10 protein-coding genes are annotated in these 16,189 nt (G+C 40.6%); 2 read left to right on the forward strand and 8 right to left on the reverse strand.

Annotated elements, in window-relative coordinates; translation table 11 throughout:
• Positions 1–104: 104 nt before the first annotated feature.
• The 6 genes from DRW42_RS20390 to DRW42_RS20415 all read right to left on the reverse strand — a co-directional run bounded on the left by DRW42_RS20390 (position 105) and on the right by DRW42_RS20415 (position 11,115).
• Complete coding sequence (locus DRW42_RS20390; RefSeq protein ID WP_113950682.1) at positions 105–1,067, reverse strand: acetyl-CoA carboxylase carboxyltransferase subunit alpha; 963 nt, start codon at positions 1,065–1,067, stop codon at positions 105–107.
• Positions 1,068–1,551: 484 nt separating this feature from the next.
• Complete coding sequence (locus tag DRW42_RS20395) at positions 1,552–3,111, reverse strand: S10 family peptidase (protein WP_113950683.1); 1,560 nt, start codon at positions 3,109–3,111, stop codon at positions 1,552–1,554.
• A 287-nt stretch (positions 3,112–3,398) separates the two neighbouring features.
• Positions 3,399–4,979 carry a SusD/RagB family nutrient-binding outer membrane lipoprotein gene (locus DRW42_RS20400; protein ID WP_113950684.1) on the reverse strand — a complete coding sequence of 527 codons (1,581 nt, stop codon included), beginning with the start codon at positions 4,977–4,979 and terminating at the stop codon, positions 3,399–3,401.
• Between the two features lie 20 nt (positions 4,980–4,999).
• Positions 5,000–8,302 (reverse strand): SusC/RagA family TonB-linked outer membrane protein, encoded by a 3,303-nt coding sequence (locus tag DRW42_RS20405; RefSeq protein ID WP_244215334.1) that lies wholly within the window; start codon positions 8,300–8,302, stop codon positions 5,000–5,002.
• A 184-nt stretch (positions 8,303–8,486) separates the two neighbouring features.
• Positions 8,487–9,560, reverse strand: coding sequence for a FecR family protein (locus tag DRW42_RS20410; RefSeq protein WP_113950685.1), 1,074 nt, complete (start codon positions 9,558–9,560; stop codon positions 8,487–8,489).
• 1,000 nt (positions 9,561–10,560) lie between these two features.
• A complete protein-coding gene (locus DRW42_RS20415) occupies positions 10,561–11,115 on the reverse strand; it encodes an RNA polymerase sigma factor (protein ID WP_113950686.1) in 555 nt (184 codons plus the stop codon).
• 156 nt (positions 11,116–11,271) lie between these two features.
• Between DRW42_RS20415 and DRW42_RS20420 the strand changes: the two genes are divergently transcribed.
• Entirely contained in the window at positions 11,272–11,772 is a 501-nt protein-coding gene (locus tag DRW42_RS20420; protein WP_113950687.1) for an RNA polymerase sigma factor, read from the forward strand.
• A gap of 1 nt (position 11,773) precedes the next feature.
• Positions 11,774–12,379 carry a hypothetical protein gene (locus DRW42_RS20425; RefSeq protein WP_113950688.1) on the forward strand — a complete coding sequence of 202 codons (606 nt, stop codon included), beginning with the start codon at positions 11,774–11,776 and terminating at the stop codon, positions 12,377–12,379.
• Positions 12,380–12,642: 263 nt separating this feature from the next.
• On the opposite strand, the gene DRW42_RS20430 is transcribed toward DRW42_RS20425, so the two are convergent.
• A complete protein-coding gene (locus DRW42_RS20430; RefSeq protein WP_113950689.1) occupies positions 12,643–14,574 on the reverse strand; it encodes an alpha-amylase family glycosyl hydrolase in 1,932 nt (643 codons plus the stop codon).
• 188 nt (positions 14,575–14,762) lie between these two features.
• Positions 14,763–16,139 (reverse strand): MFS transporter, encoded by a 1,377-nt coding sequence (locus tag DRW42_RS20435; RefSeq protein WP_113950690.1) that lies wholly within the window; start codon positions 16,137–16,139, stop codon positions 14,763–14,765.
• Positions 16,140–16,189: the final 50 nt, after the last annotated feature.

Below are 16,189 nucleotides of genomic sequence, written 5' to 3' on the forward strand. Positions count from 1 at the left end.
AACGGCTGTATTTTTTTATACCCTTTTTAGTCAGCCCCAGCAACACAAAAAAAATCCTGTTCAGCATACCGAACAGGATTTCCAATTTTATTTTTTTAAAATAATTATTCGTTTACAACGCCCATTTCGCAGAATTTTTCAATCCGCTGCTCAATCATTTTATCCGTTTTTAATTTACCCAGAGCAGTTAAATCTTTTACAATATACTCTTTCAAGGTTTTGCCCATCAATTCCGGATCCTGGTGCGCACCACCAAGCGGTTCAGGGATAATGCCATCAATCAGTTTGTTGCCAAACATATCATCAGAAGTTAATTTCAGGCACTCAGCAGCTTTCTCTTTAAAATCCCAGCTTCTCCACAAAATAGATGAGCACGATTCTGGAGAGATTACCGAATACCAGGTATGCTCCAGCATATATACTTTATCACCGATACCAATACCTAAAGCACCGCCCGAAGCACCTTCGCCAACAACAATACAGATGATTGGCACACGCAACACCGACATTTCCAGCAGGTTTCTGGCAATTGCCTCACCCTGGCCACGCTCTTCTGCTTCTAAACCCGGGTAAGCACCCATTGTATCGATAAAAGAAATTACAGGTTTGTTAAATTTCTCGGCCAAACGCATCAAACGTAAAGCTTTACGGTAACCCTCAGGGTTGGCCATACCAAAGTTGCGATATTGACGCTCTTTGGTATTTTTTCCTTTCTGGTGACCGATAACCATAACGGTTTGACCGTTAATGGAAGCAAAACCACCAATAATTGCCTTATCATCCTTCACGGTTCTATCGCCATGCATTTCGATGAAATCATCGCAAATCATGTTAATATAGTCAAGAGTTTGCGGGCGATCAGGGTGACGGCTCATCTGAACCTTGTTCCAACCGGTTAATTTTTTATATAAGTTATTGGTAGTTTCTTCTAATTTACCATCAAGCTCATCTAACGTGGCAGACATATCTACCTTTGTTTTTTCGGCAACTTGCTTAACCTTTTCTATCTGCTGAACTAAATCGGCAATAGGTTTTTCAAAATCGAATGATGTTTTTATCTGCTGCATAATTGAACCACAAAAATAAGTAATTATTTTTAGTTTGTAGCGAACAGTTTTTTGTTTGCGTTTTTAGAGGGGATAAATCGCTTTAGCAGGGTTGATAAAAGAGCGTTACAAATACGATTTATTTCTTTTTTTTGGAAAGCAGTTGCAGTGGTTATTGGGCTGGGTTCTGTCCTGCTCTCCCTCCTGCCAATGAAAAATTGGCATCCGTACGATCAGGTTTAAATTGCAATTTTTTGCTATTATCAAGGGCTTTTCTGCTGCCGCCCTTAATTAACCTACCAAACGTTCCTACGGAACGTTAACACCAATTGTACAATTGGCTACCCACGAAGCGTCCCGATGGGACGCACAGGTGATATTAGCGATATGCAGGATTTCAATGCCGCAAGGCCAATATCAAAAAAAAGGGTCCGTGACAACACGAACCCCGGTAATGTTTTTAATATGCCCTAATCTTAAAATCCTTAAATCTTCCTAATCCTGATCAGAACTTAGCCGCCTCGCCTGGTTTTGGCAATGCTTTTTTAATAAATTCACGGATGTGGTTATTAGCCGTTTTCAGGTCATCTTTACGCAGGTACATCATGTGTCCGCTACGATAGCCTTCCCAGCTCATCCTATCCTGTAGTTTACCCGCAGCATCCAGCTGCCACATGCTGTATTTCGCATTAAAATAATCGCAGGCACCATCATAATAGCCTGATTGCACCAATAAATGCAGATATGGGTTTTGTGCCATAGCCTGACGGAGATTATCGCCTGTTTGGTCGCCTGTTTTATCCCAGGGGTATACAGAACCGAACATATTATATTTTAAATCGGTTTTATAATTAAGTTCGTTGCGGATGTACATATTAATAGCCGGCGTAAACGAATGCAGCCACGACGTAAGTTCGGCGTTATAATCTGGTCCTTCGCCTGCGCCCATTTTATCGATACCACGGTAGCGCGAATCTAAACGGCCAACCGTAAAACCTTTATCTCTCAACAATTCTTTCCAGAAGAAATCGGTAGGTACATTGAGGTTGTAATCTAAAATCACTTTTTCTGAAAGGCCTGAGTAACGGGCCATTTTTACGGCAATGGCTTTCTTTTTATCGGCGCTTAACATTCCGCCCTGCGAAATGGCCGGAATTAGTTCGTTGATGGTAAAACTTTCTACTTCGGGCAACATCGCTGTCAAATCTTTGCCCTGTAAATCGGCAGCCAAAGCCTTGTGGTACCATGCGGTAGCTGCAAAATAAGGCAAACGCAGTGCCGCATCAATGGGGCCACTACGCTCAATACCCAGCTCAGTTGGCGATACGAGCACCACACCGTTTAAATACATCCATTGATTGTTCTGCAACTCTAAAGCCAAACCCGAAACGCGGGTGGTACCATAACTTTCGCCAATTAAAAATTTTGGCGAGGCCCAGCGGTTATTCCGCGTGACAAAAGTATTGATCCACTCAGCCAGGTATTTAATATCGGCACGTACGCCAAAAAATTTACTCCCGGGAATATCTTTGCTCACCGCTCTGGAATAACCGGTATTAACGGGATCAATATACACTACATCGGCTACATCTAATATAGAATACGGGTTTTCTTTATAACCGTAAGGCTGAACAGGATAACCTTCATCATCGATATTCAATACCACCGGACCGGTATAGGCAATGTGCATCCAGACTGAAGCAGAACCAGGGCCGCCGTTAAAAGAGATCACCAACGGGCGCTTATCACGGTTCTGCACATCGCTACGTTCGTAATAGGTATAAAATAAACCTGCAATGGGTTTTCCATCTTCATCCCAAACCGGCAGTGTACCCGTGGTAGCTTTATAGGGAACGGTTTTACCATCAATGGTTACCGAATGGTTAGTTACCACCGAGCTTTCTACTTTGATGGTTCTTTCGTTAGCTGCTGATTTCGGTTCGTCTTTAACCGTAACCTGTGTAGTCGTTACTGTTTCTTTCGATTGATTTTTTTTAGGTCCCTGTTGTGCACTTACGAACAAGGTGGCACACAGAAATGTGGTAAGTATAAATCTGAATTTCATTTAAAGTTAGTTTGGTGCATAAATATCAAATTAATGCGGCGTTAATCAAAAACAACAATGTAAATGTTACCATAAAAAAAACCGGTACTGCTTTTGGCTATACCGGTTGCGCAAAAAAACTCCTTCGATTGAAGCAATAGGTTCTTTTATTATAAAGATAATCTTTCCGTTGCCAGATTTTTACAACAAATAATGCGCAAACGTTTGCCCACAATCCGATCACATCAAAAAGCCGACAACGCAGTAATGCATTGTCGGCTGAGTTATAAACCGGGATGATTTATGTGTTATTTATCCCACCACACTTTACCTACCAGCTTATCGCCGCCAGGAACAGCTGCTGAAGCTGCTTTGTAATTGGTTGCGTTAGTAACACCTTCAAATAATGGGTATGGGAACCTGCGTGGAATGGTTCCGTTGGTTGCATTACCACTATAAACTACTGGGGTTAAAGCAGGCAGGCCTGTTCTGCGCCAGTTAGACCATGTTTCGTAAAAATCCAACATGGTAATGGTATGTGCCCAGTATTGGCTAGCAATCATATCCAAACCATTTGCGGGTACATAAGGATGGGCCACCAGATATGCAGCAGCATCAGTAGCACTTACGGCCATTGATGGGTCGTATTGCGATAAATACGTCATTGCCGAAGTTACACCTGCATTGTAATGCGTAGCAGCAGATCCCCCGATATTATAACGCTGTGCAGCCTCTGCCCAAAGCAGCTCTGTTTCAGCGTAGGTTAAAATAAAAGTATTACCATCCTTTTTCAACATACCGGGATTTGGTGATGAATAATCGGTAAAATCGGTGTAAGAAGGATCCTGACGCACATCCCTGCCTGCAATCCCGCTTAAATCTTTGCCATTCGGCATGCCCTTTTGTACTGCAGCCGTTGTAATGAAAGCAGGGTTTTGGTCCTTAGTTCCATCGGTTAAATATAGCTTAGTTACAGCAACCTTACCTAAACGCGGGTCGTTATTTGTTTTTAAATAATTGATAAAGGTGCTGCTCCAACGGGTATAAAAATTCTCTTGTCCACCATCTCCTAAAAGCACCTGCGAATTTCTGTTTTTTGTTACACGGTCGCCACTGGCATCGTGTTTAAAAAATGCATTATCGGCGTCGCTGGTCATGGTTTTGCCTACCGCTTTGTTAATATAGGTTTGTGCCATTGTTGCATCGGCTTTAGTAAGCCTCATGGCCATACGCAACATTAAACTATTGCCAAAACGTTTCCATTTGGCAATGTCTCCTGCAAAAACAAGATCACCCGTAACTTTATCACCACTTGCATTTAATGCTGTGCTGGCTTCATCAACCTCTTTTAACAGATCGGCATAGATAGCCTGTTGCGAATCATATTTTGGATATAAATTTGCAGTATAATAGCCTCTTCCCGCATCAAAGTAAGGTACGTCACCATAAAGATCGGTTAACCTTTCAAAAATTAAGGCTTTCCAGATCCTGCCCATCTGATAAACATTGTTGTACTGTGCTTTCCCTTTGGTAAATTCAACCAGATCAGCAGCATATTTAACCTGATCGGGATAAGCTTTTTCCCAATAAGCCGCAGTGTAACCTTCGTTCAGCAAATATTTATCACCGGCCCAGTAACTGATAACAGACGACATGCCCTGCATCATGGTTGAGGCATAGATTAAATTCCCCCTCCAGGTTTCGTAAGCAAAATCGATGCTCCCGGTATAATTTAACTGGGCAGTAGATAAAAGGAAATTTGGGTTATATTGGTCCTGACTGATAGCTGTTGGATTTGTATTAATTTTTTCAAAGTCTTTTGTACAACCAGTTATCAGGGTTAATCCAGATAATAAAAGTGGTACGTATAATTTTATGATCGTTTTCATTTTCAAATTCGTTTAAAGGATTATAACTTAACACTTAAATTTAAACCATAGGTACGCACTGGTGGCACACCGCCCAACTCCATGCCCGGAATGGTGGCGTTATAACTCGATTCGGGATCGATGTTATCGGTTTTCTTCATGAGGATAAATAAGTTACGCCCAACGAAACTTACATTTAAGCCTTTAATCTTATTATTAAATAGTTTTGCCGGGAAAGTATAACCTAAAATAACCTGACGGAATTTGATAAAACTTGCATCTTGTACAAACTGTTTAGATACATTATTAGCGAAATTACTATAATAAGTTGCCGCATTTGGTTTAGTAGGATCAGCAACTGCTGCTGCATCCAATGCATCACGGTTTTCGAGCGTTGCCTGATGCAAACCAAATACATAACCATAATAATCGGTGGCTGAGAAAATTTTGCCTCCCCATTTACCGTCGATTAAGAATGAAAGATTAACCCCCTTATAGTTGAACTCATTGTTCCAGCCTGCAGTCCATTTATTATATGCCGAACCATAAGGTTTCAGTTCTCCCCTTTCCGGAATCCCGTCTGCACCTTTTACAATATTGCCATTTGCATCGTACTTATAATCGTAAGCCATAACCTGTGCAATAGCCAGTCCTTCGAGGTTTTGCAAAAAGCCTACATTGCTTCTTGAGGTTGCCAATGGCTGCGAGGCGGTACCAGGAGCAAGCGTTAATACTTTATTATCGTTATATGAGCCGTTTAAAGTAGAGGTCCAGCTAAAATCTTTATTCTTTAAAACCACACCGGATATTAAAGCTTCCACACCCTTATTCTGTAACCGACCAATATTTAGAATTGCAGCATTATAACCTGTTGTTGTAGAAGCAGGAACAGCGAGAATTTCATCTTTCGATTTTTTATTGTACCAGGTAAAATCTACACTTAATCTATCGCCAAAGAATTTCATCTCCGTACCAATCTCTAATTCTGTAGCGCTTGATGCTTTTAATGAAGCATTTGGAATTGCGGGATTAACAATATTACCCAATGAATTTCCATTAACGGTTTCACTACGTAAATTATAGTATAGCTGGGTTTGGAACGGATCTGTAGCCTGTCCAACCATTGCATAACCCGCCCTAAGTTTACCAAAACTCAAAAAAGATGGTTTCCATAACTCCGAGAAAACAAATGAACCACTTACAGAAGGATAGATACTATTGAGTTTATTATCTTTACCAGGAGTTGCCAATGTAGAAAACCAGTCGTTACGTACACTTCCGGTTAAATATAAAACATCTTTATAGGTTAACTCCAAAGTACCATATACCGATTGTGTTTCCTGATCTGTTTGATAAATACCAACTGCTTTACCTCCTGTATTGGCTAAATTATAAACGCCAAAAATCTGGAAAGAACCACCTGTATTTGTAGTTCCGGCACCTTTGGTCCGGCGGTAACTGGCACCAAAATTCGGTGTGATTGAAAAATCATCGATTTTAAAAGATTTACCAATTAACGCATCCGCATTAATATCAGAAAACTTACTGATCTGTTCGGTATATCCTCCGTCAGCATCATAAGCAGTTCCTGATGGGGTAATGCCCAGATAATTATCATTATAAGAATCCCTGCCTGCACGTGCCTGTAAAAACAAACCGTTATCAAAGGTATATTTAGCATTTACCGAACTGATTAAACGTTCTCTTTTGGTATTGTGGATAAAATCGTAAGCAGCAAACCAGGGGTTGGTGGCATAGGTATTACCTGCATTATACGACAGTTCAGATCCGTCTGGCTTTTTACCTGGCTTTAAACTTTCAATATTTACACTGGTTGGTAAAAATGCTGCATTGTAATTGGCATTACCGGCACCATCTGAAACCATTGGGCGATTATTTGCCTGTTCTAAAATGTAGTTAACGCGCGCATCAATCACTAAATTTTTAATCGGATCGAAAGTACCCGATAAGGTAAAATTCTGTCTGTTTAAACCCGAATTTGGTACTACCGATCTGTTGGTCAAATCGCTTGCCGATAAACGCATTACTCCACCTGTAAATGATTTATTCAAGGCTAAAGTATTGGTCCAGCTGCCACCTGTACGGTAAAAATCCTCGATGTTATTTTTCTGTGCAGCGTATGGCCTGCTTACTCCATCGAACTGAACCACATTAGATCCGTCTAATTTTGCTCCCCAGCTCGAACCACCTACCTGGGCAGCTGCTGTTGCATCAGCAGGCTTTACACCGTTGGCTCCCTGGCCATAAACATATTGCCAGTTGGTGCGGTCCATTACCTGTTCGGCAACATAGTTACTGCTAAATTCGATGCTGTTCCCTTTTCCGCTTTTAGTGGTAATCAAAATTACACCTGCCTTTGCCCTGTTACCATACAATGCAGAGGCTGCAGCACCTTTTAACACCGAAATACTTTCGATATCATCAGGATTCAGGTTACTGATCGCATCTCCAAGATCTGGAGCATTATCATATTGACCGCCGTTATTTCCAATACCAATTGTACTTCCAAAACCAACGGGAGCGCTTTCCATCGGAATACCATTTACCACATATAATGGCTGTTTTGATGGCCCCATGCTCGATACCCCGCGGATGGTTACGTTTGTTGCGGCACCGGCACCACCAGAAGTACCGGCAATATCCAAACCTGCTACTTTACCCACTAAAGAGTTGGTCACATTATTTTCTCTCGCCTGGGTTAAGGTTTCGCCACCAATCTGCGTAACCGAATAACCTAAAGCCCTTCTTTCTTTTTTAATACCCAAAGCGGTAACCACCACATCGGTAAGTTGTTTGGTATCTTCTGTTAAAACAATGTTAATGCTTGTTTGTGAGCCAATGGCTACTTCTTTGGTCTGAAAACCGGCATAAGAAACCACCAAAGTTGCATTTTCAGGCGCGTTTAAGGCAAATTTCCCGTTTATATCGGTAGAAGTACCAATTCCGGTGCCTTTAACCCTTACACTGGCACCCGGTAAGTTGCCACCCTGGGCATCCTTTACCGTTCCGGAGATCGGAACTTCTTTATTTTTGCTAATGACAATCAAGCCACCATCCGAAACAGAATATTTCAGGTTTGTTCTGTTTAAAATGGCTGCCAAAACATCGGTAACCAAAGTATTGGTTACAGTAATGCTTACATCCTTATTAACAGGAACGTAAGAAGAGCTGTAAACAAAATGGTAACTGCTTTGCTGCTCAATAATCTGTAAAACCCTGGCCAGTTTTGTTTTTTTGACATCTAAAGAAATTTTTTCCTGGGAAAAAACTGATGCGGAAACATTAAGGCAGGTAATGAACACCATAATACAGGCTAGTTTCATTAGCATAATGAATTTTAGGAGCGCTTTATATTTTGGGCGCCCTTGCAGTAAGTAATAATAAATCATATTTTTGTTTTTTTGGTTGCATAAGTTATTGGCAGCAATCTGTTTGCGCATAAACTGCCATTAATTGATCAAAAAAGAAATTGTTAAGGGCGGTGCTCCAACACCGTCCTTTTTTTTCCTACTTTGAGATGATTACCTGTTTTCCCTTTATCTCATATTTAAAATTATTTTCGGTTGCTTTTAAGGCGTGTAATACCTCTTCTATACTTTCGTTGGTAATGGTTGCCGTAAAACGGTATTTTTCTAATGCCGGATCGGTAAAACTAATCTCCACATTGTACCATTTCTCCAATACGTTTTTTATTTCATCAAAATCCTGGTCGTAAATCTCGATGCGGTTTTGCGTCCAGGCTGTTTCTACAATGGTACTATCCTTAATTTTGGTGTAGTGGTTAATGGTTATTTCGGGCTGTGCCGTTGCAGGTTTAAGCAATCTGCTTTTTTGCTGCTGGGGTACCACTTTGTAAAAGGTAACTTTCTGACTTGGCTTTAAAGTAATTACACCACCGTTTCCGTTTACGCCTTCCATGGTAATTAAACCACGGATGAGCGTTGCTTCCGAGCTGGCTTCATCAGGATAAGCTTTTACGTTAAATGCAGTGCCTAACACATTAATGTTAAAATCGCCGGTATGTACCTTAAAAGCTTTATCCTTGTTATGTTTAACATCGAAAAAAGCTTCGCCGGTTAGGGTAACTTCCCTGCATTTATCGTTAAAATCTTTTGCCAGCGATAAAACACTCTTGGCATTTAAAAGTACCGAAGTGCCATCAGGTAAAATTATTTTTTTACGTTCGCCGCTTTTTGTGGCAAACGTGTAAACTATTTGTACTGCCCTATTTTTGCTGTTATTTTTATTGTAGGTATTATAAACCAGAACTGCCCCGAGTACCAAAACTATAGCAGCTGCAATTTTCAGCCATAAATAACGCTGTAGTTTTACCACCCTTTCTGCAGCAACAGGGAACATGTTTTCTTTAAAGTTTTCTACCTGTTTAACCAGCGGACGCTTATTTCCACTTAATATCGTATAGAGTTTTTTTGCTTCTGCTATTACGTCCGCCTGTTCGGGATGTGCATTAATATACTTCTCCCAATATCCAATGCATAGCTTATCTGTTCCGGCGCAATATTGCTGGAAAGTGCTATCGACTAAAAAGTCTTCCGCATTGAATTTACTTCTGTCAACCATTCTCGTTTGCCTTTTATATATCAGTGCCCAAAAGCTTCACTTTTTCCTAAGGAAATTTTAACTTTTTTTTAACATCACCGAATATATACCCTGAAATAGCTTTAAATAGAGAAATTTAATTTGCAGAAAGCGAACTTTCGAAGTCTGAAAGGGTTATTTTGCCGGAAAAACTTCCGAAGCTTAAAAGATATGAGCGCAGGGAACGCTTCGGAAGTTTCTGATTACTTTTTTGACGATTATCCTCGATTCCGCGCAGGGTGACAGGCAATCCCTATCCCACTTAATGAGAAACCTAATTTTTCATGATCTGGAAAGCAAGTGTATCACTTTTCGGTTTCACCCGCCCCGTGCTGCGTTACAAATCCTCGCCCTCATACTTCGGGCTGTGGGTTTTCCACTGCACCCGGGTTTAGCCTGCAGGGTGAGCAGAACTATTAAAGGTTTTTGGCTATCGCACTGGAACAGGACCTTGTTAAATAAACCTGACAGAGCGGGTAGCCCGCAGTAAAGCGCAGCGGAACGAGGACTACAAGCGATGGCAGGACTACAGCACCAATGAAAAACAGACGGTTGTTTTTCAGATAAAAAATATGTCACCATTCTATTAGACGCTGAATAACACAAAAAAAAGATACCACAACTGATCTCTTATAGCTCTCTCTATTCCGCTACGCTCCAATCGAGAGGACGGGGCGATTAGATTTGCAGGAACAGACTGTTGTTAATTAAACCTGACAGAGCGGGTAGCCCGCAGTGAAGCGCAGCGGAACGAGGACTACAAGCGATGGCAGGACTACAGCACCAATGAGAAACAGACCGCTGGTTTTCAGATAAAAAATGTCACCATTTTATTAGACGCTGAATAACACAAAAAAAGATGCCACAACTGATCTCTTATAGCTCTCTCTATTCCGCTATGCTCTAATCGAGATGATGACGGGGCGAATAGATTTACGAAGTCATCCTCTCGCTCAGGCCCCGTTAGACTTCGTAAATGGCACTACGAATTAAATTCCTTCCGAAGAATTTTAAGTGCATCGTAAATGGTATTATAGGCTGTTTTTATCGTTTGGTTGCTCTGCTCGGCAATCTGTTCGTAACTTAAGCCATCAAAAAATTTTAAATGGATCAGTTGTTTCTGCCGAAAGGTTAATTTCTCCAGCGCATTTTTAAGTTGGTGTTTCACCAGTTCATCGCTCTGTACCTTTACAATAAACTCTTCGTAACTCATCTCCATCCAATCGCCATCGGCCCCTGCATTACAAAGCGCATCGTTAATTTTGCGTTTCCGTTCGAGGATGCGCAGCAATTTCCGTTTTAAGAAAGTACGCAGGTAGGCTTCAACATTATCAACGCGGGTTAGGCTTTCATGTTTCTCCCAAATGGTGGTAAAAACCAGATCGGTGGCTTCGCTGGCGGTATCGGCATCGGCACAAACCCTGATCCCGAAATTAACCAAAGGATAATAAAGTGCTGAATACAGGTCAAAAAACGCATCTTTATCGCCAGTCCGTAGTCGTTCCCATAATAAGTGATGCGCTAATTTGTTATCCATTAAGTTGTTAGTTGTTATCACAATATTAACTAAAAACAACAAGATTATTACCTACAGATTTTGATGAAAGTGAATTTCTCGCCCTATTTGTATAAAAAACTTTTAATGCTGTAACATTTTTTGGGAATGGTATACTTATCGGGCAAAAATTAGATTTTGAAAAAGACAGACTTAGAAATAGAATTCGAAACCAAATTAAAAGATTATAAACTTTTGATTTATAAAGTTTGCCGCATGTATGCAAACAGCCACGATGACATTCAGGACCTGTACCAGGATATTATCATCCAGCTTTGGAAATCGTACGCTAAATTTAGGGGCGAGGCCAAATTCAGCACCTGGTTGTACCGTATAGCCATTAATACTGCGCTTACCAATTTCCGCAAACAAAAACGAAACATTCAAACCAGCGATGTGGAGCTGCAAAACATTCAGATACCCTACGAGGAAGACATAGGCTTGAAAGAAGAGCAGCATCAACAACTATATGCCGCTATCCAGCAATTGAACGATGTAGAAAAATCGATCGTAATGTTATACCTCGAAGATAAATCGTACGATGAAATGGAAGAAATCCTGGGTATCAGCAATGCCAACCTAAGGGTAAAAATGAACCGGATAAAAGATAAATTAAGAACCTTTACCAACAATAAATAATATGGAACTAGATCACTTAAAAAATAGCTGGAACAGCATATCTGCTGATTTAAACAGTAACGAATTTGATGTTTTAACAGCAACTAAAAAAGAAATGGAATCGCCGTTAAACGATCTGAAAGCCATGTCGAAAAGACAACTGATTACATTACCCCTGTTAATTATTTTTTTAGCCGTAATGACCACTATATTACCTGATATGAAAAACCAGTTATTGGTTTGGATGGCATTTATTATACTTCCACTAACAACGATTTATTATTATTTCAATCTTAAACTGATCAATAGCCTGGAAAAAAGTGAGGGTGCAGTTAAAAACGATTTTCAAAAAAAGGTAAAACAGCTGATCAGCAATAACAACTTATATCTTAACCTTACAAGAGCCGCAATTTTGATACTCGTTGTGACTACGGAAATACTAATTCAAAATAGCAATATGGGTTTAATACCAGGGATAGAGATGATGAAATCGCTTATGCTGCCATTACGTTTATTGATTTATGCTGGGGTAATAGGCGTACATTATATAGTGAGCAGGTATACCTTTAACCGATATTTCGGCCAGTACTTAAAAAGGTTGAAAGGCTTGCTGGCGGAAATGGAGTAATTTTTAACTTTCGGTTCGTGGCGCCACGAACCGAGGAGAAAAATTTTTGCACTCGTTTCCAAACGAGTGCAAAAATAGCTAAACGATTATATCGTTTGTAAACGATAAACTATTCAACGCTCGTTAAGAAACGAGCGTTAGCGAAAAATCTTAAAGCAAGCTTTAATAGCGATCGTTGTAAGATTGCTTCGTCGGCTGAAAAAGCCTTCTCGCAATGACGACTCCTCGCAGGTTTCGGAAACCTGCGAGGTCTTTTATACAAATTACTTCAAAGCAGTTTTACTAAAAACATGGTATTCTCCGGGAGCTAACGTTCTGGCATAAATACTCGTACTTAAATTAATGCTGGTACCAACAGCATCAACCCAGGCCCCAGCCGATCCGAAATCGATATTAGCAGTTTGGCTAACCACATCAAAATTACCCACCACCACAACGGTATTGCTGCCTTCGGTTAATTTGATGTATTTAATTCCGCCAGCCAGATCATACGTTGAAATAGCTGAATTAAAAATGCTGTTGTTCTTTTTTAACCGGATAAATTTTGCATAGGCATCGTACAATGCCTTGCGGTTAGGATCGCTGTAATAATCCCATTTAATTGGTTTTTCTCCTGTTCTACCATTAAAGTCGATATTGATATCGTAACCCAGCTCTCCAAATTGCCAAACCATTTTAGGTCCGGGGATGCTAAACAGAAACGCAGCTGCAAGTTCTTCCCTTTTTAATGAGGTGGCCAGATTTCCTTTTATAATATAACTGCCAGAAGCATTCCCATAAGTGATGTTCTTAAAGTTTAAACGTTCTTCATCGTGACTTTCGCCATAAGTAACCAAACCGTCAGATTTAGTAAAGCCGTGATTGGCATAAAAGCCCCACTGGAAATTTGAATTATCCAGCCAGCCCATCGTCGCTTCATTCATATTATAATTCAGGTTGTTCCAAAGCATCATACCATCATCGGCCAATACTTTTTCTTCTGATTGTTCTGCAAAATGCTCTAAAATCACGTAAAAATTAGGATCTAAACTTTTGATGTAAGCATTATAGTCTTTCCATATCGCAATGCGGCTGGCATCGTATAACCTGAATTGCGCATCGTCAGTAGATGCTTTCTGGGTAAAACCTTTAGAAAGGTCGAAGCGAAAACCATCAATTTTGTACTGTTGCATCCAGAATTTCATCACATCCTTTGAGAATTTTTTAGTGGCGGCACTTTCGTGATTAAAATCGTAGCTTACGTTAAAAGGATGTTTGGCATCAACATTAAACCACGGACTGTTTGCTGTGGGTTTTAAACCATCAAAATACAATTGTACCATCGGCGATTGTCCGAATGAATGGTTCAGCACCATATCCATAATCACCGCTATACCCCGGCCATGGCATTCATCAATAAAATTCTGTAAAGCGGTTTTGGTTCCGTAATATTTATCGGGTGCAAAATAAAATGAGGGATTATAACCCCAGCTAAGATTGCCTTCAAATTCGCTTACGGGCATTAACTCAATGGCATTTATACCCAGGCCGGTTAAATAATCGAGTTTGGCCAGTGTTGAAGCATAATTATGGTCGCTGGTAAAATCGCGGATCAGCAATTCGTAAATCACCAGGTTATTTCTATCCGGACGGGTAAAACTGCTATTTTTCCAGGTATAGGTGGGCTGATTTGCCTGCATTACACTAACAATACCTGTAGTTTTACCTGTGGGATAAGTTTTTAAATTTGGGTAAGTTGCTGCCGAAATGTACTGATCGTTATCAGGATCGAGCACTTTTTCGCAATATGGATCGGCAACTTTTAAGTTTCCATCCACATAAAACTGATAGGCATATTCGGTAGCAGGATTTAGGTTATCAATCTGCACCCACCAATAATTGCCATCCGTGGTATTTTTCATTGGTGATGCAGTTACAGACCAGTTGTTAAATTCCCCGATCAGTGCAACCGATGTTTTATTCGGTGCATACAAGGTTACAATGGCCGATGTTCCGTTATTGATAAATACTACACCATCTTTTGCACCTGCAGGTAAATCGGCTTTTTGGTTGGTTGGCGTTGGCTCAACACCACCATCTGATGCTTTTTTACAGGCGGTACTAAACGCTGTTATCAATAGCAATAGATAAATGATCGTTTTGGCTCTTTTTGTTTCGTGAAGACACGAAGCAATGCGGTTGATTATTTTTTTCATTTGGTTAAAATTTCAAGATTTAGCTTATACGGGTTCGTGTCGCCACGAACCAGAACGAGTTTTTTACCAGAGAGAACACTGGGTTTTTCACAGCGTGCACTAAAATAAATATGTATGTCATCGGTCTGTGTCGCCACAGGCCGAATATGGGAATGGTCTGTGAGGACACAGACCATGGAGTTAATGTTTTAGACTGATCTATTTTCTTCTACTTCGAGTTTCGAAGCTAAAGCATCATTTGTATTTTTAGTTTCTCTAATAAACACATAACAGATTACAGCGGCAAGAATCATCAAGCCACCTCCTAATTGTACAGCCAAGAGTCTGTCGTTATTGAGCACATTCCGCATTAACCAGCCAAAACCCAGTGAAGCGATAATTTCGGGCAATACAATAAAGAAGTTGAAAATCCCCATGTAAATCCCGATTTTATCTTTGGGCAGCGAACCGCTTAACATGGCATAAGGCATAGAAAGGATGCTGGCCCAAGCAATACCAACCCCCGTCATACAGAGATAAAGCATGTTTTTATCGTGCACCCAGGCTACGCTGATCAAACCGATTGCGCCACAGATTAAACAGAGTGCATGTGTGGTTTTACGTCCCAGCGCATCAGCAATTTTAGGTAAAACCAAAGCGAATAGAAAGGTAATTACACTATAATAAGCAAGGGTTAAACTTCCAAAATCGGCACCATTAGCATACGCTGTGTCTGCTGCATTTTTACCTCCAAAAACATTTACAGCTACAGCTGTGGTATAATAAAACCACATTAAAAACAAACCCGGCCAGGTAAAAAACTGAACCAAAGAAACAATCTGCATCCTTTTCGGCATATTCTTTAAGGCATGAAAAATTTCTCTTGCCCCGCCACCAAAACCTTTGTTACTTTCTTTTACTTTTTCTTTAAAATCTACATCCTGCGGAGGATATTCTTTGGTGGTAAAAACCGTCCATAATACGGCGGCAAAGAAGAAAAATGCGCCGATATAAAAAGAAAATTTAACATTATCCGGGATATTTCCCTGCGTTGCTGTATTAACTTTTCCAAATAATTTATTCATAATAATTGGCAATGAGGAAGCCACACTTCCGCCCAAACCGATCATCATACTCTGCATAATAAAACCACGATTAACCTGACTATCGGGTAATTTATCGGTAACAAAAGCACGGAAAGGTTCCATGGCAATGTTGCCGAAAACATCTAAAATCCAGAGTAATCCCGCAGCCATCCATAAGGCACTGCTATGTGGCATGAAAATGAGCGCGATACTACTCACAATCGCACCGATCATAAAATAAGGCCTTCTTCTACCCCATTTCGGGTGCCAGGTACGGTCGCTCAGATAGCCGATAATGGGCTGAACTAACAATCCGGTTAAAGGTGCAGCCAAAAACAACAAAGGAACCTGATCAGGGTTGGCGCCCAGGTTTTCGTAAATACGCCCCATGTTGGCCCGTTGTAAATCCCAACCGAACTGGATCCCGAAAAACCCCACGCTCATATTGATGATTTGTGCGAGTGTTAATTTGGGGTTCTCGAATATTGTTTTTAAGCTCATTTCGTATAGTTTAAGCGCTTAGCGCTAGGCGCAAGGCATTATAGTTTTGG

This window comes from Pedobacter miscanthi (assembly GCF_003315595.1).
Classification (GTDB): domain Bacteria; phylum Bacteroidota; class Bacteroidia; order Sphingobacteriales; family Sphingobacteriaceae; genus Pedobacter; species Pedobacter miscanthi.